We start from the raw sequence: 19449 nt of genomic DNA, 5'->3' as shown, positions 1-19449 counted from the left end.
GATGAAAAACAGCAAAAGATTGTTTATTCTGATAGAAGCGGTTTTGGCTGTAATGGTAGTCATACTGGCTGCCGTTATGCTTCGGGAAAAAAACGGAAAAGCACTTGATAAGGTTTCTGTGATCATTCAGAATTCGGATGACAACCAGTGGTCTGCGTTCAAATATGGGCTGAGAATGGCAGCAGAGGACCAGAAAATTGAGATGTTTGTAGTCAGCACCGGTGGCGGGCTGACGGCAGAGGAAGCAAAGAGCATGATCGAACGCGAGATTGAGAATGGAGCCGACGCGGTGATAGTACAGCCGGTTCCGGGGGCTGACACAGAGAGAATGCTAAGAAATATAGAAAAAAAGATTCCGGTCATGCTTGTGGGATGCACGGCGTCAAAGGAAAAAGAGACTTCTGCGCTTCCGACCACTGAACCGGATCATTATGCCATGGGCAGAGCTTTGGCAGAAGAACTGCTGAAAGATTATAACGGAAATATAAATGGAAAGACATTAGGGATCCTTTCAGAAACGGCTGATTCAGAAGCGGCGGTCAATCGGGAAAAGGGGGTCCGTGATGCTCTGAGAGACACCGGCGCCGTGGTAAGCTGGTCTGTCTACGATTCCTTTGAGGAGACAGAAGAAAATCTGTTGGGAGCACATCCAAGAGTGGATATCGTGATCGCTCTTGATGATAACAGTCTGACCACAGCCGGAAAAACGGCTGCGGCCAAGAATCTGCATGGAGCCTTAGTGTATGGGATCGGGAATTCTACGGAAGCCGTCTATTATCTGGACACAGGCTTTGCGGAATGTCTGGTGGTGCCTGACGAATTTAATGTTGGATATCAAAGCCTGACAGAAGCGGCAGAGAGTTTAAAGCATTCCTTCCACAAAATGCAGGATAGAACCGTTTCCTATACGGTCATCCGCAGAGATACACTGTTTTCAAAAGAAAATCAGGAAGTTCTCTTTACAATGAGCCAATAAATCTGTCATGGCAAGTTGGAAGAAACCAGGGGTATACTATGAAAATGAAAAAGATATTGGCCGCAGGAGTGATTTTCTGCATGAGTACACTGCTCTTATGTGCCTGCGGTGAACAGCAGCAGTCAGCGTCAGATAAGATTCACGCGGGAGTGATCTGTTATAATCAAAGTGATACATTCCTTGAGCAATTGATCACCTGCTTTAAAGAGCAGCTCAATGAGCTGGGAGGCCAGGAGTTTAAGACCACTGTGACTCTTCGGGATGCGGCCGGCTCCCAGAGGACACAGAACGATCAGGTGAAGGAACTAATCGATGCGGGCTGTAATGTTCTCTGTGTGAATCTGGTAGACCGGGCAGATCCGTCGGAGATCATTGATCTTGCCAGGGATAATGACGTACCTATCATATTTTTTAACAGGGAACCAGTGGCAGAGGATCTGATGCAGTGGGACAAGCTCTATTATGTGGGTGCGGAAGCAAAACAATCCGGTGTAATGCAGGGGGAACTGGCTGCCGACGTGATACAGGCCAACAGCCAGATTGACCGCAATAAGGATGGCAAGATCCAGTATGTGGTCCTGGAAGGAGAGCCGGGCCATCAGGATGCCATTATCCGCACGGAAAATGCGGTGGATACGCTGAAAAATAAGGGAATCGAACTGGAGAAGCTGAGCTATGGGATCGCGAACTGGAATCGTGCACAGGCACAGAACCGTATGCTGCTGCTCATAAGCCAGTATCAGAGTAAGATCGAGCTGGTTTTGGCAAATAATGATGATATGGCGCTTGGGGCCATTGATGCTTATAAGAAGTTAAATTATTCTGAGTCTGCCCTCCCGGTGTTTTTTGGAGTTGATGGTACAGATGTGGGTCTGCAGGCGGTCCTGGATTCGGAGATGTCAGGGACGGTATATAATGACAAGGAAGGACAGGCGGAGGCAATGGCCAAGTTAGCTGTGGCACTTGTTTCAGGAAGGGGTATGGAAGACATTAAATTTGAAAAAGAGAAATATATTTATCTGCCGTATTCCAAGGTTACAATAGATAATGTGGGCGATTACCTCAGGAAAGAGAAATAGGTGTTTTTAAAAAGCTTTTGTCAGATTATTAGAATAGACAGAGTTTCCGTATCAAGCGGCAAAGGAGTATAAATAGACGCGCATCAATTAAGAAAATGTTATATATCATCTACTCTGACCGGTGAATGCAGAATGCATTTACCGGTTAATTTTTGTGCCAAAAGTACAATTATGACAATGGATGCAAAACTTTACAAAAATCATACCAAACTTGTCATCTCATCATCTGTGATCCTCCTCCTTTTTTCGATAGAATAAATGCATACGAACAACAAGTGCAAAACTGCAAATGCACAATATATAGAGATCAGGGAGGATTATATTATGTTACAGGTGAATCATTTATACAAAAGCTATAAGACAGGAAATACCACATACGAGGTATTAAAGGATGTCTCTTTTTCCATCGAGGAAGGGGAATTTGTGGCAGTTATGGGACCGTCCGGTTCGGGGAAAACAACCCTTTTAAACTGTATTTCCTGCTTCATACCACACGACAAAGGAGAAATCCTGTTGGACGGAGTCAATATATCCAATATGAAAGAGGAACAGATCGCAAAAATAAGAAATGAAAAGCTGGGGTTTGTTTTTCAGGATTTCATGCTTCTGGATGGTCTGAATGTATTTGAAAATGTATGTGTGCCAAAAGTTATCCACCAGGAACCATACAGGCAGATGGAGACAAAAGCAGAAAAGCTCCTGAAAATGTTTGATATTGCGGATATTGCAAAAAAATTTCCGGCAGAGATATCCGGCGGACAGAAACAGAGAACCGCAGTGGCAAGGGCGCTTATGAATAATCCGCTTTTGATCCTTGCAGATGAACCCACAGGTAATCTGGACAGCCGTTCCAGCGAGGCAGTGATCGGGGCTTTTTTAGAGGCTCAGAAGGAATTAAATGCCACTACATTTATGGTAACCCATGACAGTTTTTCCGCTAGTTATTGTGACAGGGTGATCGTGATGAAGGACGGAAGGGTATATACAGAATTGACAAGCAATGGCGATCACAGACAATTCATGGAAGAGCTTTTAGATGTTTTGAGAAAAATGAACGGTGGTGAATAAAATGAAGCTGAGCGGATTATTTGCAAAATTAAGGAAAAACAATAAAAAAGAATATCTGCAGTTCCAGTTCTGTGTGACACTTTCTATTCTGCTGATCACCTCCTATCTGGTCATATACGGAAGCGGCCTGGTGCAGAAAACTTTGCCAAACGGGGGAGACTCCAGAAAAATAGCAGATATGATCTTCTTTCTTGCAGCGGCAGGATGCGTAATGTTCAGTATCTATGCGGCCAGTCTGTTTTTGAGATATAAGAGCAGGGAGACAGGGATTTTCCTTGCGCTGGGGGCCGGAAAAAGGAATCTTGCCAGAGCATTATTCATGGAAATGGGCAAGATGATGGCTCTGTGTTCCCTGGCAGGTATTCTTATGGGAGTTATCTTTGGGAGTATCATCGGTGTTATATTTGAAAAAATAGCAAGCAGCGGGAATGATAATCACTTTTCTATTTCCATTTTCGGAGTTATAGGCGGTGTTGTTTACAGTCTCCTTTTGATCCTATGTGTGGGAGTCATGTGTGTGCGGTTCATGAAGAGGAGTAATATCATGGATATCATCAATGAACAGCGCAGACAGGAGCCTTTGAAAAGGAGTGTGACATTGTCCTATCTGGTATCGGGCGTCGTGATGATCGTCTTAGGCGTGGCAATAGGCTATTTTCTGCCCATTATAACCGTTAGAGTAAGCGGGCACTGGCTGGGATGGTGGACAAATCTGTTCTATATTTCTGCGGCAGTGGGACTTTACCGCATTTTGGTCTATTCCATAGCTGCGCACAAAAAGGGGAAAAATCCACAGAAATATTATGATAATGTGATATCTTACGGCATGCTCAAATTTCAAGGAGGCTCTATTGTAAGAAATATGCTTGTCATTGCGCTGCTGCTTATGGGAGTTATGCTGGGCATCTTTTATCTGCCTCTTCAGGGAGAACACGGTTTAGAAAAAGCCGAGGATGATATATCTTATCGGTATCCGGTTGATGTGGATGAATTGTCTAAAGAAGATGTGTTTTCTTTGGCAGACCAGTATCAGGTCTCTGTAAAGGATTACAGGGAGGCAGAGTTCATCCAGGTTTTGGGGGATGGCGTGAGCCGTGAGGATGTGGATGAGAACAATAACCTTATAGAAGAATATAAGGAACAATATTTTTACTATGAATGTATCGGCGCATCTCAGTTTGAGATTTTGACCGGAAAAGAGACAGAGGTTGCAGAAGGCCATTACAAAATAATACAATCGGAAGAGGCAAAGGAAAATATTTTTAACAAATTCGATGATATGACCAGGCTGTATATGCAGAATGAAGAGGATTTTATTCCCATGGAATACGATGGTCTGGTGACATATCATTCTCTTGTGATGGACATGGGATTTAATGCCCAGACAAGGTATATTGTCAGTGATGCGGATTATGAAAAACTGAGAGCCGGTATCACGGATGACAAAATAATACGCCAGGTATTGTTCAATATAGAGGACAGTGAACAGACCTATGCATACTGTGAAAAACTGTTTGAACAGTTCTGCGGCAGAGCATCGGACAGTATGGATCACATTTCTGCTTATAATGCATATCAGTCAAAAGTTCTGGGAGACGATTATAGCTATAATTTACAGGGGATTTATGACGGAAAAAGACCGGCCCTGGAACAGGATTGGCTTTACAGACCAACGATTGTGCCCCTTGAAAAAGAAAATGCCGCTATGAGGCGTGCGATCTATTTACTGCTGTTTGCATATATTGCCATTATATGTCTAGCTTCTGAGAGCATTATTTTATATACAAGAAGTCAGAATGTGGCACTGAAAAACAGTCAGATTTTCATGGATCTGGAAAAATTAGGGGCAAATAAAAAGTACCTCCGCGGTCTTTTAAAAGGTCAAATCAGCAAATGTTTTGTCCTGCCTACGGTTATGGGATGTCTTCTGATGTTCATCTATGAACTTTTGATCATGTGGCAGAATGACGGTGTCATGACAGCAAGAGAAGTGGGCATCGCGGGTTTGATGGCGGTTGTGATTGCCGTTATATGGGGATACCAGTTCTTCCTATATAGGATTTCTTTGAAAAAGTCAGAGAAAATCCTGAAAATATAATAGACATATGTTTAAACTTTGAATAGAAAAATACCTAGCAGTAGTTTTGTATATGCTGTCGGGTATTTTTATTGCCGGATGTGTGTCAAAAAAAACAGAAAAATATTTGTAAAGTTATATGAGTACCTAACATTTGGAATGGTATTGCAAACATAGGATTCTTTAAAAAATCCCTTTTTATGGTATACTTTTTAAGAAATTAAGGGGAAATAAAAATGTTCCTCTAATATTGATTCAACAAAAGTAATGATAGAGTCTGCCTATGGGCATATTCTGACAGAGAAGGGGAAACAAGATGAAGCTATCAATGAAAGAAAAATTGTCATATGGACTGGGTGCTTTTGGGAAAGATATGGTTTGTCAGTTGGTGTTCGTCTATATCATGGTGTATTTTACAGATATTCTGGGACTGAACGCAGCTTTTGTAGGAACCATGTTTTTTATCGCCAGAATTTGGGATGCATTGAATGATATTTTTATGGGCACGATCGTGGATAACACAAGAAGCCGCTTTGGAAAATTCAAACCGTGGCTGGTGATTGGCACATTGGTGAATGTAGTGGTCTATATTCTGTTGTTCACCCGTTTCGGGGGAATCAGTGCAAAAGGAATGTATGTATACGCAACAGTATTCTATATTCTGTGGGGAATGACTTACACGATCATGGATATTCCGTACTGGTCCATGCTTCCCAATCTTACCAGTGATAAAACAGAGAGGGAAAAGGTTTCTGTAATACCGAGAACTTTCGCAAGCTGTGCCTTTTTTATCATAGGCGGTTTTGGCCTGCAGTTTGTAGACCGGCTGGGCGGAGGAAGTTCTGTGGCCGAAAGGCAGATGGGATTTCATTATATATCCATTATTATTGCAGTTCTTTTTGTGTTTACCATTGGTCTTACTGTGTTCAACGTTAAGGATAGAAAACCAGCAGCAGATGATAAAGCTGAGAAAATTTCACTTCTTCAGGCATTTCGCATTATCCGTCAGAATGATCAGCTTTTGGTGACGATCGGGATCATATTGTTTTATAACCTGGCAACCCAGATAGTAGTGGGCGTATCTATGTATTACTTTAAATATGTGGTGGGAGGGGAGTCGCTGTTCTCTGTATTTACCGCAGTGTGCGGAATCGCGGAGATGGCAGGTCTGATCGCTTTTCCAAAGCTGGTAAGCCTTCTGTCAAGAAAAAAGGTATATACAGCCGCCTGTGTATTTCCTCTGGTTGGTCTGGGCCTGCTTCTGGCAGCTAGATTTGCAGCGCCCGGGAGTGTGGCGGCTGCGGCGCTCTGTGCCTTTTTGTTTAAATTCGGTTCCGGGCTGCAGCTTGGCAGTGTGACCGTTATTCTGGCAGATGTAGTGGATTACGGAGAGTATAAGGCAGGAACCAGGAATGAGAGCGTTACGTTTTCCATGCAGACACTTCTGGTTAAATTTTCTTCTGCCATGGGTTCTCTGTTTACCGGTTTTGCTCTGGATCTGACAGGATATGTGCCGAATGTGGTGCAGAGCACAGCTACAAAAAACGGAATCACCATTGTTATGATCCTGCTGCCCGCTGTGTGTGCCTGCATGAGTCTTTTGGTGTATAAGAGGTTTTTTAAACTGGACGGCATATATTACGACAAGATCATGAGTGTACTGGAGACAAGAAAAAGCAGCGCACCGGACAGCCTGATCCTCCAAAATGATCATAAGCCGGAGTACGGGCAGAAGGTTGTACCGGAAAACGATTTGGTACACAGCAGTATCTGAGTTCTGTAAAGTTAAAAAGATTCATCTTTATGAGGATCCTCCCTACGGATCGTGTTTGGGGGAATCCTCTTTTTTTTGCGGTATTCAGAAGGGCTGAGTCCGGTAACTTTCTTAAATGCTTTGGCAAAAGACAGTTCATTGGCGTAGCCGCAGGAGCTGGCGATATTCTGTATCAGATGGTCAGTTTCCACCAGCATTTCTGTGGCCTTTGTAATACGGTGCCGCATAAGGAACTGCTGTGGTGAGAAATGCAGATTTTTCTGAAAGACAGTAGTCAGATAACTGCGGTTCAGAGATACATAATCCGCGATATCCTGAACAGTGATCTGGGCCTGGTAATTAAAACGAATGTATTCAATAGCTTTCGCAATATATGATTGTCAATACTTTCTTCCGGTCTGGATGCAAGAGACGGAGACTGGGCAAGTAATGAAAAGAATTGGTATAAAAGTCCTTGATTGTAAAGCTCGTTGCTGATGGTTGCGCTGCCATGTGCGATCATATCTAAAATGATCTGCTGTAGTCTGTCTTTCTGCGGGCATTGTATGATTGGGGTATTTATGGAGAGACCACAGAGTGACAGATACTTTTTTACCATGTCGCCCTCAAAGGCAATCCAAAGATAGGTCCAGGGATGAACAGCATCTGCCTGATAAAAGGTGAGTTGTTTTGGGGAAATAAGAAATCCCTGGCCTTCACAGATGTCATAGCATATATCATTGGAAAAAAACTGTCCTTTGCCGCTGATACAGAAATGAAGGAGATGATAGTCCCGGACCGCCGGACCGAAGGAGTAGGAGGGATCACAGGTCTGGTAACCGCAGAACAGAGGATAGAAATGCTGGTTGGTCTGATATTTCATCTGTACAAATGTGTACATAGCAGTCTCCTTTCAGATTTTGTTTAAATTTCACGTTTTAGGTTTTGGCATTTATCATTATAGCCCGGGGGCGGAGTGAAGACAATACATTTCCTATATCTTTGTTCTTGCATAACTGTTCTAAATGGAATATAATAAGACAAAAGTGCGTGCACGAGTACATTTAAGGCGGGAGGATGATTATGCCAGTAACATTACAGCAGATTGCGGAGGCGGCCGGGGTATCCAGAGGAACGGTAGACCGGGCACTGAAGGACAGGGGAAGAGTTCGGCCGGAGGTGGCGGAGAAGATAAAGAAAATAGCAAAGGATATGGGATATCAGCCCAGTCTTGCGGGCAGAGCGCTTGTCATGGCAAAAAGGAATCTTAAAATAGGGGTTATCATGCAGTCAGCCCAGACACCGTTTATGGAGCAGGTTTACGAAGGCATGAAAGCGGCAAAACAAGAGGTGGAAAGCCTGGGCGGCACAGTGGAGATATTCCGTGTAGACGGTGTGGATGCCGGCAGGGTAATGGAGATCATGCATGAGCTGAAGACACAGGAGTATTCAGGTATTGCCCTCTCTCCTTCAGAGGACACCATGCTGAAAAGAATGATCAACCAGTTTTCAGAGGAGTACGGAATTCCCATTATCACGTTTAACTCTGACATAGAGGATACAAAGCGGCTGTGTTTTGTGGGACAGAACACCATACAGAGCGGTAGGACAGCAGCCGGGCTGATGGGGGAGATCACAGGGGGAGAGGGGGAAGTGGCGGTGATCTCAGGCCATATATCCAATCCGGCATTAAATAACCGTATCCGGGGCTTCCAGTCAGAAATACTTGAGAGTTATCCCGATATCCAGCTTGTGGGAACGAAATATTCCTATGATGACGAGTGGGTAGCCGCAAAAATCGTGGAGGAGCTTCTGGAGCAGTATCCAAAGCTGAAGGGCATTTATGTGACAGGAACTGCGGTAAAAGGGGTCTGTGAAATGCTTGAGAAGCTTGGAAAAGAACATGAGATCAAAGTGATAGGCAATGACTTTCTGGATGAGAATAAAAAATGGGTGGAGCGCGGGGCTATCAATTTTCTTATCGGTCAGGATTCCTATATGCAGGGATATGAACCGGTGATGATCTTGTTCCACCTGTTGTTTGACGATGAAAAACCAGAGTCCGTATACCGTTATGCGGAGATCATGATAAAAAACCGGTATAATCTGTAGAGGTACGGCCGTTTCGGCGGCCGTATTATGATAAATGATCTGAGGCGTTTCTGCCGTTATTCCACTAAAAATAGGAGCTGTACTGCATAGTTACTGTAAAATAGGAGCTGTACAGCATCGTTACTGTAAAAATTGAAATTGTACAGCATTTTTACTGTTATAGGTGATGATCCATAATGATCCATAGAGGACCGCTGTCGGAGACGGGACGTTTGCTTGGCTGCTGAAGATTTTTTGATAGGAAGTTTTTTTGCGGTCATTGCAGCAAATGTACGTGTTTTCTCAAGGTTATTTGGATAAGTGTTGATCTATGTCGGTTCCTTCAAGGCATAAAATTACAGAAAATAGAATTTTGATGAAGGACCGCTGACCATAGAAAACACAGTTGTGAATGACTATTAAAACATACGTGCACGCGCATGAAAAATATAAAACATACCCATAATACAACTGATTATATTGGAAAAATACTAAAAATATAATATAAATATACCATATTGGGAACTTTGGGAAGAATGCATTTGAACTGATGTTTTACCTCGACGAAGTAAAAATACACAAATAAATAAGGGAATAGCTGAATATAAAGTAGTAAAAACAGGCGACATGCACAAAAACATTGTCTGTTTTTTATCAATTAGCAAAAGTCAATAAAAATGGACTGTGAATCTTGTACAATAAATCAATTGCGTTCACGTGAACGCTATGGTATGATTGCATCATCAAGAAAGAACAAAAACAAAATATAAACTACAGAAAAGCAAAAAGAAAAAATGGAGGATATGTATTATGTTAAGAGTAGGAGTTATCGGATGCGGCGGAATGGGTAAGGACCACATCAAAAGACTGACAAACAAGATTCAGGGAGCTGAAGTAATTGCAGTATCAGATGTATTTGAAGAGAGCGCAAAGCAGGCAGCAGCAATCTGCGGGGCAAAGGTATATACAGATGCAAACGAACTGATCCAGGATCCGGATGTGGACGCGGTGTTCATCGTATCTCCTGGATTTGCACATGTGGAATCCCTTTTGGCGGCGATCAAAGCAGGAAAGAGGATCTTTTGTGAGAAACCGCTCTGCACAACTGCTGAGGACTGTCTGAAAGTAGTAGAGGCGGAAGCTGCATCAGGAAAACATCTCATCCAGCTTGGTTTCATGAGAAGATACGACAAAGGCTACATGCAGGTGAAGGAAGCCCTCACATCCGGTGAATACGGCGAGCCGCTGATCCTTCACTGTACACACAGGAACCCGGAGGTTGGCACCAACTATACAACTCCCATGGCTGTTCATGATACAGCGATCCATGAAATTGATGTACTTCACTGGTTAGTGGATGACGAGTACGAATCTGCACAGGTGATCATGCCCAAGGTGACAAAATACTCTCACTCTGAGTTAAAAGATCCGCAGATCATGCTGCTGCGCACTAAAAAGGGTGTATGCATCGACGTTGAAGTTTTTGTAAACTGTAAATTCGGATATGACATCAACTGTGAAGTGGTTTGTGAAGACGGCGCCATCAAGATGCCATCACCGATCTACCCCAGTATCCGTAAAAATGCCGCTGTTTCCACAACCATCGACACAGACTGTTTCGTAAGATTTAAAGACGCGTATGACACAGAGGTCCAGGATTGGGTTGACGCAGCTGCTGAGGGCGTGATCAACGGACCAACTGCATGGGATGGCTACCTGGCTGCCATTACAGCAGATGCGCTGGTAAAAGCACAGGAGACTGGTGCTGTAGAGCCGATCAACGCAGCAGTGGAAAAGCCGGAATTCTACAAATAAAAAGTGTTCCCGGTAAAATACGCCGGGAAGTCAGGATGAACAGATGAGCGGCCGGATGCGTTTTGCTAAGCATCCGGCAAAATAAGACAAAAACCGAAAGGATGGAATAGAATTATGAAAATTGGATTTAACGAGGCAACTGCACTGGAGTGTAAAGGACAGTCCTTACTGGCTGATATGGAAATGTGTGAAAAATACGGATTTGATTATATCGAAATACGTTTTGACTGTGTGAAGGATTATTTACAGGAGCATACCCTGGAGGAACTGGCTGACTGGTTTAAAAACCATCATCTGAAACCATGGGCTTACAATACCCTGATTTATTTTAACCAGAGAGACAAAGCCGGTGAGAAGGAAATTGACGATGAAGTGGATTTCATCCTGAAAGTTTCCAAAGCCATCGGTATGAAAATGCTGATCACAGTTCCGAACTTTGATGTGAAGGATAAGAGTATAAGTGAAATCAAGGAAGAGGCAGTGGAAAGACTTCGCTATCTGTCAGACAAAGTGGGGGCTGACATGAAGATCTCCCTGGAATTCTGCGGCGCTCCAAATTGCTCCATCAACCAGTTTGGCACTGCATATGATGTGGTAAAAGCAGTGGACCGGGACAATGTAGGAATCACAGTTGACACCTTCCACTTCCATGAAATGTGCTCTAAACTGGAGGATTTAAAAGCGGCAGACGGCAAAAAAATCTTTGCTTATCACTTAAATGACTGCGAAGACCTGCCTCTTGGATCCTGCGGCGATGACAAACGTCTGTGGCCGGAAGAAGGCGTGGTAGACCATGCAGGAATTGCAGCGGCTTTAAAAGAGATCGGATTTGATGGTGTGTGCACGATCGAAGAGTTCCGTCCGGAGTATTATGAAATGTCTCATGAGGAGAATGTGAAAAAAGCTGCTGAGGTAACAAAAGCATTTGTAGAAAAATATTTCTAAATGATATATATGTCCTTTTGGGGCATAAGGAGATGGGAAAGTGAAAATAACAGGCTGTGCGAAATCCGAATGCTGAATATCAACACCAAAGAGCACAGGATTCGTCACAGAAAGAGAAGGAAGGAGCAGGGCGGATGGGGAAGCTCCGCCCTGTAAAAGGTGATAGTATGGCAAAGGGAGGAATTCCCGAACTGCTTAATTTTAAGCAGAAGGGTAAAGATATGAATGAGTTCATCAAAGTCCCTGTGTCGGAAAAGCTGGCATATTGTTTCGGCGACCCGGCGCTGACTTTGATGTATACGATGACAACGACTCTGCTGATATATTTCTACACAAACGTAGTAGGTATATCTGCAGGAGCAGTGGGTATGATCATGCTGCTCTCCAGGGTGTTCGACGGATTCTCAGATGTACTTATGGGAACTATCATAGACAGGACCCACTCAAAATATGGAAAAGCCAGGATCTGGATCCTGCGTCTGGCCATTCCGTACGCGTTGGCAGCGGTCCTGTTGTTTACCATGCCTCCTATGGGAGATATGGGGAAGATCATCTATGCTTTTGTAACTTATAACATTATGAATACAGTGGTATATACCGCGATCAGCCAGCCTTTCCATGCACTTGGCTCACTCATGAGCCGTGACAGGAGAGAAAGGGATGTGATCTGTAACATCCGTATGGTGCTCTCTATTACGGCAAGTATGATCATAACAGCATTTACGCTGCCCCTAATCAATAAGGTGGCAAAGCTGATCGACAACCAGCAGATGGCCTGGATTCTTGTGACCGCGGGATATGCCATTGTATCCGTATTCGTTTTGATCAATACATATTGTACCTGTACGGAACGTGTACAGGCAGCCGATGCGAACAAAAAGGAAAAAGAGAATACACCTTTCTGGACTGCATTTAAAGTAACCGTGACCAACAGGTATTTTATTATTGCTCTGGGTCTGATGATCTTTTATACAGCTTATCAGATCATCATCGGAACCGATCTGACCTATTACTGTCAGTATGTGTTAAATGATGTGGATCTGGTAATGCCGCTGTCGGCAGCAGAGAAAATATCCACAATCATCGGCATTGCAATGCTTCCGAAGCTGCTTCCAAAATACGGAAAGAGAAACCTGATCTGCGCAGGATGTATCCTGGGTATCGCGGGACAGCTCCTCTTCCTGCTGAATATCACAAGTGTTCCTCTGGGTGTTGCAACCTGTATTATGAGAGGATTTGGCATTGCACCGTTCTATGGCGTGCAGTATTCTTTGCCGAGTGATGCGATCGAGTATGGCCACTGGAAGACAGGCATCCGTGTGGAAGGCCTTATGTTCTCTTCCATGAGTATGGGGCAGAAAGCGGGTTCAGGCTTTACATCCGCTATCATGGGTGCGATTCTTTCCATGGCAGCATTTGACGGACTGAAAGCAACAGCGGCAGAGCAGACAGCATCTGCGATCTCTGCGATCAAGACTTTTTATCTGTATGTGCCCATTGCGATCTGGGTGATCATGTTTATCATCGCAGCATGTTACAAGCTGGATAAAATGTATGACAAGATGATGCGGGAACTGATTTCCAGGGAAGGAAAGGGTGAAACGGAAGAAATTCCGGTGGCAGCAAACTCTGAGAATCAGATCAATGTAGCCATTGGCCGTGTCTATGGCAGCAGCGGAAGAAAAATCGCTGAGGAAATTGCAAAAGAACTGAACTGCCGTGTCTATGACCGTCAGATCATCTGTCTGCTGGCAGAGAAGATGGGAATGGAAACGTCTGATCTGGAGGAAGTGCAGAAGTATCTGGATAATTACAATTATGGAGATAAGGAACCCACATTCTCGCCATATGCATATCCGCAGGCAGGGGTGGCGGATGATATGAGTGCTGTCAAGATGTTTGAAGAGCAGAGCCGGATCATTAAGGGCCTTGCCAAGAACGCACCCGGCGTATTTTTGGGCAGATGTGCAAACTTTATCCTGGGTGGACAGGAGCACACTTACTCATTCTTTATCTATGCGGATGACGAATACAGGGAAAAGGAAGGCAGAGAATATTACGGCGGCATTTCTCTGGCAGAGCTGAAAGAGAAGGATGAGATGCGGAACAGCTATTATGAGAAATTTACCGGTATGCGCCGTGACGACCCGAAACACTATGATCTGGTGGTCAATGTATCCAAAACAGGGGTACAGGGTACTGTTTCCATGATCCTTGATTACATCAGGAATAAAGAAGAGAGCAGGAGCAGTAAGGGAGGAAATGAATGATGTTAGATAAAAATAAAGTAAGTCTGGGTATCGCACCCATTGCGTGGACCAATGACGATATGCCGGATCTGGGCAAGGAAAATACATTTGAGCAGTGCGTCAGCGAGATGGCTCTGGCTGGATTTACAGGCTCTGAGGTGGGCGGCAAATACCCTGCAGATACTGCGGTGCTTAAAAAAGCGTTGGATTTAAGAGGAATCCGGATCTGCAATCAGTGGTTTTCATCCTTTCTCATTTCCAAACCATATGAGGATACAGAAAAGGAATTCATAAAAGCTACAGATTTCCTGAGGGAAATGGGAGCAAAAGTGATCGGTGTGTCTGAACAGAGCTACAGTATCCAGGGAAAGATGGAGCTGCCGGTCTGGGAAGGCAAATATATCATGGATGATCAGGAGTGGAAGCTTCTTGCAGAAGGTCTGAACAAGCTGGGGAAAATAGCAAAAGACAAGGGTATGACACTTACCTTTCATCATCACATGGGAACGGTTGTGCAGACAGAGGAGGAGATTGATCGTTTTATGGAAATGGTTGATCCTGAGCTGGTATTTCTTCTCTTCGACAGCGGCCACCTGTCCTTTGCGGGAATTGACCCGGAAAAAGTGCTGAAAAAATATGTGAACAGAGTAAAACATGTACATCTGAAAGACATTCGCAGGGAAATGGTGGAGAAATCCAGGAATGAGAGATGGAGCTTCTTAAAAGGTGTCCGTGAAGGCGTGTTTACGGTACCCGGTGACGGGGATGTGGATTTTGCACCGATCTTCAGGATTCTTGAGGAAGCCGGATATGAAGGCTGGGTTGTCGTGGAAGCGGAACAGGATCCTGCAAAGGCGAATCCTTTGGAATATGCCAAAAAGGCCAGAGCGTACATTGCCGATAAGACGGGACTTTAATACAGACCTTTAATGCAAATGGATATAAATACAGAACTGTAAACTGTACCTTGCTTTAGCTGTGAGAGCGGGGGACAGTTATGAATAAAGATCAGGAGGAATCAATATGAAGATAGCATTTGATGTGGATGTTCTGGCAAAACAGATGGACATTAACCGTATGGTACATCAGGTGGCTGACTGGGGATACAAGTATATTGAACAGTCACCTCACCCGAGGATCAATCCGTTTTACAAGCACCCGCTTTTTTCCAGAGAATGTGAGCAGGAATATAAACAGGCTTTGAAGGAGACGGGCGTAGAAATATCTTCTTTTATAGTGGTATACCGGTGGTCAGGCCCTACTGAGGAACAGAGACAGTTCGCTGTTGCCAACTGGAAACGTATGATCCAGATTGCAGTGGACATGGGGGTCCAGGTCATCAACACAGAACTGTCAGGAGACCCCAACCAGCAGGAAATCTGTAATGGCATGTGGTTCAGATCCATGGAGGAACTCCTGCCGATCATTGAGCGTGAAGGCGTCCGTGTGGAGATCCAATCCCACCCCTATGATTTCTGTGAACTGAACAACGAGACATGTGATCTGGTGAAATCATTCCGTTCCAAAAATCTGGGATATGTATATTCCTCGCCTCATGGATTTTTCTATGATGAGGGAAAGGGTGATGTGCGTTCTATGCTGAGATATGCGGGAGATGAATTGACCCATGTACTGTTTGCAGATACCTTTAATCAGACTTTGGACTGCCGCTACATTGCCAACCCGCCGTGGCTCAATGGACGGGGAAAAGCAGATGTGACTATTCATCAGCATCTGGCAATGGGGGAAGGGGATGTGGATTTTGACGGCATCTTTGAAACTCTGCGAGATATGGACTTTGCAAATAAACAGCTGAAAGAAAATGCTCCGAAAGCGGGCGGTGACAATATTGCCTGTGTCTCCATGTTTGGATTCCCAGAGAAAATGGAAAAACAGGCGCCGGAAGCAAGAGAAAGAATTGAGAGAGAGCTTACACTCTGAGAAAGACAGGATTCCGCATCATATTTGATTTTATTTTGTGGAATGCAAATAGAAGTATTCAGACAGGCGGATGGTTTCCATCCGCCTTAAATTATGACAATAGAAAGCTCATAGAACGTGCTTTCTATCTTTGATATGTAATAATTTTGCAGCAGTGCCATAAGATTATAATCCGTATTCCTGATATAAAGACTCAAGCAGATGTACATCAGAAGCAGCATTCACGATCTGGTCATTTCTTCGGGAGTGTGAAACTTTTTCTGTAAATATGTGATTGAAGGGTTCTTCTATGATAAAATCAAAATAATCATAGGAGGGCCTTTTATTATGGCAAGAGAGAAGAAACCTGTACATCGGGTACAAATGACAGAAGGAAAACGTAACATTATCCATCAGCTCCTGGAAGAATACGATATTCAGACAGCTGAAGATATTCAGGATGCTCTGAAAGATCTTCTGGGTGGAACAATCAAAGAAATGTTGGAAGCAGAAATGGAGGATCATCTGGGATATGAAAAATCTGAACGCTCTGATAACGAGGATTACCGAAATGGCTACAAACGCAAACGCGTAAACAGCAGTTATGGTACCATGGAGATTGAGGTCCCTCAGGATCGCAAATCCACTTTTCAGCCTCAGGTCGTAAAAAAACGCCAGAAAGATATTTCAGATATTGATCAGAAGATCATTTCTATGTACGCCAAAGGGATGACCACCCGACAGATTTCTGAAACGATCGAAGATATTTACGGCTTTGAAACTTCGGAAGGATTTATTTCTGATGTAACAGATAAGATCCTTCCTCAGATCGAAGACTGGCAGAACCGTCCCTTAGATGAAGTATATCCGATCCTTTTTATCGATGCGATCCACTATTCTGTCCGGGATAACGGGGTGATCCGCAAACTAGCGGCATATGTGATCCTGGGGATCAATACGGAAGGAAAAAAGGAAGTCCTTACCATTCAGGTTGGAGATAATGAAAGCTCTAAATATTGGCTTTCTGTTCTGAATGAATTAAAAAACCGGGGTGTAAAAGACATCCTGATCCTTTGTGCCGACGGTCTGGCCGGGATCAAAGAAGCCATCGCGGCTGCCTTCCCCAAAACAGAATATCAACGCTGTATTGTCCATCAAGTAAGAAATACCCTGAAATATGTTCCGGATAAAGACAGGAAGGCTTTTGCAACGGATCTGAAGACAATCTATCAGGCGCCAGACGAAAAGAAAGCTCTGGCAGCCCTTGAGAGGGTAACAGAGAAATGGACACCAAAATATCCGAATTCCATGAAACGCTGGAAGGATAACTGGGATTCTATTTCTCCGATCTTCAAGTTTTCAGCAGATGTCCGGAAGGTCATATACACGACCAATGCCATAGAATCCCTGAATTCCACGTATCGGAAATTAAACCAGCAGAGAAGTGTATTTCCGAGCGATACAGCGCTGCTGAAAGCCCTGTATCTAGCCACTTTTGAAGCAACAAAAAGGTGGACTACCACCATCCGGAACTGGGGCCAGGTCTACGGTGAACTGAGTATTATGTATGAGGGACGGCTTCCAGAATAAAAAACAGTTTGGTTAAAACAGGCGGAAAAGCCGCCTGCTATTGACATGCCATCCTCTGGATGGTATATATAAAACAAAGGTGGAATACCTAATTTCTAAGCATTCCACCAAGTCTTATCATAGAAGAATCCTATTTACAGACTTTTCTTCATACCCTCATTTCTTCCGTCCTTTGCCAGGTGGAGAATAAGGCTGCTGTAACGATTTTGTTCTTCAGCTCGTCCTTCAGCTCTTCCTTTAGCCTGTCCTTCAGCAATGGCATCTTTGTTTTCAATTTTGATCCATTCTTCCAACATCATAAACTTCGCCCCCGTTTCCCGATTTTTCTTCAGTTCTTTGACTCTATTGTGGATCTTGTGAACAGTTTCACTTGGTGTCTTGGCTGCACAGAGATCAGTGCTGTCCTCTATGTATTCAAGAAATGCGATCAGTTCCTCTGAGACATCTTTAGGGTTTGTCCCCTTTGTATTGAAAAAGATTTTCTGCGTCTCATCCCCAAGTGCCATCTCTGTTTCCAGGCAGCGGTTTTCAAAGGTATATTTGTACAGACCTTTGTCGAAGGGGTCGAAAGTGCAGACGAAAATAATATAGCTTGGCTTCAGGTGGTCATAAGTTTCTCCCGGTTTTAGGGAAGCTATATCCAGCTCACTTTGATAATACCGCGACCTTTTGGGCAGGTTGTACTCATTTTTATTCTGCATTTCCAGATTATAACCTGCCAGTATTTCATCACTGGCATAAATGTCCAGACGAATACTTTTAAAGTCAGAACTCAGCAGTATGCTGTGTTCTGCATGTACGATCACTTTTGAAATGGGATGTCCGAGGAACAGCTCAAGTATCAGCCGGCATGCCTCAGGATCTTCCAGTGCTGCGGAAAACAAAAAAGCATCCTTTAGATTTAACTGTTCAAATTTTTTCCTTGCCATATGGTTTCCTCCTGGGAAATATGACACGGAAACTCTGTCTGTGGATTTATTATAACTGATATGATGCAATGTTGCAATTGATATAAATATAAAATTTTTATGATATTACAATGCAATTGTTGATATGTATCATGTTGAATTTACAGTTCTGTGTAACGCAGTATGCTCATCTTAAAATTCTGTCAAGCAGATCCTCTGTACCTTGTTAGGCGCAAAATGCCTCATCAAATGCGGTATCAGCCTCGAACATACCATATTTTATTGGTTTTACACAGAAAATGCCGGAAGAGTTGTTTTTTTTCGTCTCCTGATCGTTATATACTGTAGACATCGGTAATTGTTCGGTACTTTCCGGCTGCAAACAAAAAATTCGCACAGCCAATGTAGTTACCTGACGGAAGCATTACAGATCACACAGCAGAAAGGAAAATTCCATGTCCGAGAAGAAAATCCTAAAGAACATCCGAAGCGGCCAGCAGGAATCTGTGGAAATACTGATAAAAAAATATTACAGAGATATCTATACATACTGCTTCTGCCGGGTGGAGGACAGACAGACCGCCCAGGATCTGACACAGGAGGTATTCCTGCGCTTTCTACAGAATCTGGACAGTTATGAGCACACAGGAAAACTGAAAAATTATCTCTATGTGACAGCAGGAAATCTGATAAAAGATCATTACAGAAAAAGAAAAGAAGACGTTTGGGAGGATGAGAAAATACAGCAGACTGCAGATAAGCTCTCTGCCGGGACAGAAAATATCAGTGACAGGCTTACTCTGCAGGAAATTATCCGTGGGCTTCCGGAACTGGAAAGGGAATTAATACTTCTCAGGTATTATCAGAATCTGCATCTGGGGGAAATCGCCCGGATCGTCTCCATGCCTGTATCCACAGTGCGGTACAGATTGAAGCAGGCAGAGATATCTATTAAAAACAAGTGGGAGGAGTGAGTAC

The 19449-nt window shown here is 43.7% G+C and carries 16 protein-coding genes; 13 read left to right on the top strand and 3 right to left on the bottom strand.

The window, feature by feature from the left end; all coding sequences use genetic code 11:
- Position 1 precedes the first annotated feature (1 nt).
- The 5 genes from BLCOC_RS21415 to melB all read left to right on the top strand — a co-directional run bounded on the left by BLCOC_RS21415 (position 2) and on the right by melB (position 6974).
- A complete protein-coding gene (locus BLCOC_RS21415) occupies positions 2-976 on the top strand; it encodes a sugar ABC transporter substrate-binding protein (RefSeq protein ID WP_029468032.1) in 975 nt (324 codons plus the stop codon).
- 38 nt (positions 977-1014) lie between these two features.
- Positions 1015-2055 (top strand): galactose ABC transporter substrate-binding protein, encoded by a 1041-nt coding sequence (locus tag BLCOC_RS21410; RefSeq protein WP_115623321.1) that lies wholly within the window; start codon positions 1015-1017, stop codon positions 2053-2055.
- Between the two features lie 324 nt (positions 2056-2379).
- Entirely contained in the window at positions 2380-3123 is a 744-nt protein-coding gene (locus BLCOC_RS21405; protein WP_115623320.1) for an ABC transporter ATP-binding protein, read from the top strand.
- 1 nt (position 3124) lies between these two features.
- Positions 3125-5221, top strand: a complete 2097-nt coding sequence (locus tag BLCOC_RS21400; protein ID WP_115623319.1) for an ABC transporter permease — start codon at positions 3125-3127, stop codon at positions 5219-5221.
- 295 nt (positions 5222-5516) lie between these two features.
- Positions 5517-6974: a melibiose:sodium transporter MelB gene (melB, locus tag BLCOC_RS21395; RefSeq protein WP_115623318.1), complete on the top strand. Its 1458-nt coding sequence runs from the start codon at positions 5517-5519 to the stop codon at positions 6972-6974.
- An 11-nt stretch (positions 6975-6985) separates the two neighbouring features.
- Here the strand turns inward: melB and BLCOC_RS21390 are convergent, their stop codons facing one another.
- Positions 6986-7228, bottom strand: coding sequence for a helix-turn-helix domain-containing protein (locus tag BLCOC_RS21390; protein ID WP_242999099.1), 243 nt, complete (start codon positions 7226-7228; stop codon positions 6986-6988).
- A gap of 35 nt (positions 7229-7263) precedes the next feature.
- Positions 7264-7854: an AraC family ligand binding domain-containing protein gene (locus BLCOC_RS21385; RefSeq protein ID WP_242998989.1), complete on the bottom strand. Its 591-nt coding sequence runs from the start codon at positions 7852-7854 to the stop codon at positions 7264-7266.
- A gap of 182 nt (positions 7855-8036) precedes the next feature.
- Between BLCOC_RS21385 and BLCOC_RS21380 the strand changes: the two genes are divergently transcribed.
- The 7 genes from BLCOC_RS21380 (at position 8037) to BLCOC_RS21350 (ending at position 17563) form a co-directional block, all read left to right on the top strand.
- Complete coding sequence (locus BLCOC_RS21380; protein ID WP_115623317.1) at positions 8037-9065, top strand: LacI family DNA-binding transcriptional regulator; 1029 nt, start codon at positions 8037-8039, stop codon at positions 9063-9065.
- A 789-nt stretch (positions 9066-9854) separates the two neighbouring features.
- Complete coding sequence (locus BLCOC_RS21375) at positions 9855-10859, top strand: Gfo/Idh/MocA family protein (RefSeq protein WP_115623316.1); 1005 nt, start codon at positions 9855-9857, stop codon at positions 10857-10859.
- A gap of 114 nt (positions 10860-10973) precedes the next feature.
- Positions 10974-11804, top strand: coding sequence for a sugar phosphate isomerase/epimerase family protein (locus BLCOC_RS21370; protein ID WP_115623315.1), 831 nt, complete (start codon positions 10974-10976; stop codon positions 11802-11804).
- 134 nt (positions 11805-11938) lie between these two features.
- Complete coding sequence (locus BLCOC_RS21365; RefSeq protein ID WP_242998988.1) at positions 11939-14074, top strand: cytidylate kinase family protein; 2136 nt, start codon at positions 11939-11941, stop codon at positions 14072-14074.
- Complete coding sequence (gene iolE / locus BLCOC_RS21360; RefSeq protein WP_029468042.1) at positions 14074-14970, top strand: myo-inosose-2 dehydratase; 897 nt, start codon at positions 14074-14076, stop codon at positions 14968-14970. The genes BLCOC_RS21365 and iolE overlap by 1 nt, the downstream gene beginning before the upstream one ends.
- A gap of 106 nt (positions 14971-15076) precedes the next feature.
- The gene (locus BLCOC_RS21355) at positions 15077-15994 is read left to right on the top strand and encodes a sugar phosphate isomerase/epimerase family protein (RefSeq protein ID WP_115623314.1); all 918 of its coding nucleotides are present in this window, start codon (positions 15077-15079) and stop codon (positions 15992-15994) included.
- Between the two features lie 327 nt (positions 15995-16321).
- Positions 16322-17563 carry an IS256 family transposase gene (locus tag BLCOC_RS21350; protein ID WP_115623313.1) on the top strand — a complete coding sequence of 414 codons (1242 nt, stop codon included), beginning with the start codon at positions 16322-16324 and terminating at the stop codon, positions 17561-17563.
- 134 nt (positions 17564-17697) lie between these two features.
- Here BLCOC_RS21350 and BLCOC_RS21345 read toward each other — a convergent pair whose 3' ends face one another.
- Complete coding sequence (locus BLCOC_RS21345; RefSeq protein WP_115623312.1) at positions 17698-18492, bottom strand: Rpn family recombination-promoting nuclease/putative transposase; 795 nt, start codon at positions 18490-18492, stop codon at positions 17698-17700.
- A 434-nt stretch (positions 18493-18926) separates the two neighbouring features.
- Between BLCOC_RS21345 and BLCOC_RS21340 the strand changes: the two genes are divergently transcribed.
- On the top strand, positions 18927-19445 hold the full coding sequence (locus BLCOC_RS21340; RefSeq protein WP_029468045.1) for an RNA polymerase sigma factor: 519 nt from the start codon (positions 18927-18929) through the stop codon (positions 19443-19445).
- Positions 19446-19449: the final 4 nt, after the last annotated feature.

The sequence above is a fragment of the Blautia coccoides genome (assembly GCF_034355335.1).
GTDB lineage: Bacteria > Bacillota > Clostridia > Lachnospirales > Lachnospiraceae > Blautia > Blautia producta.
Note: the sequence above shows the minus strand (reverse complement) of the source record. Positions and strands in the feature narration are given on the sequence as shown.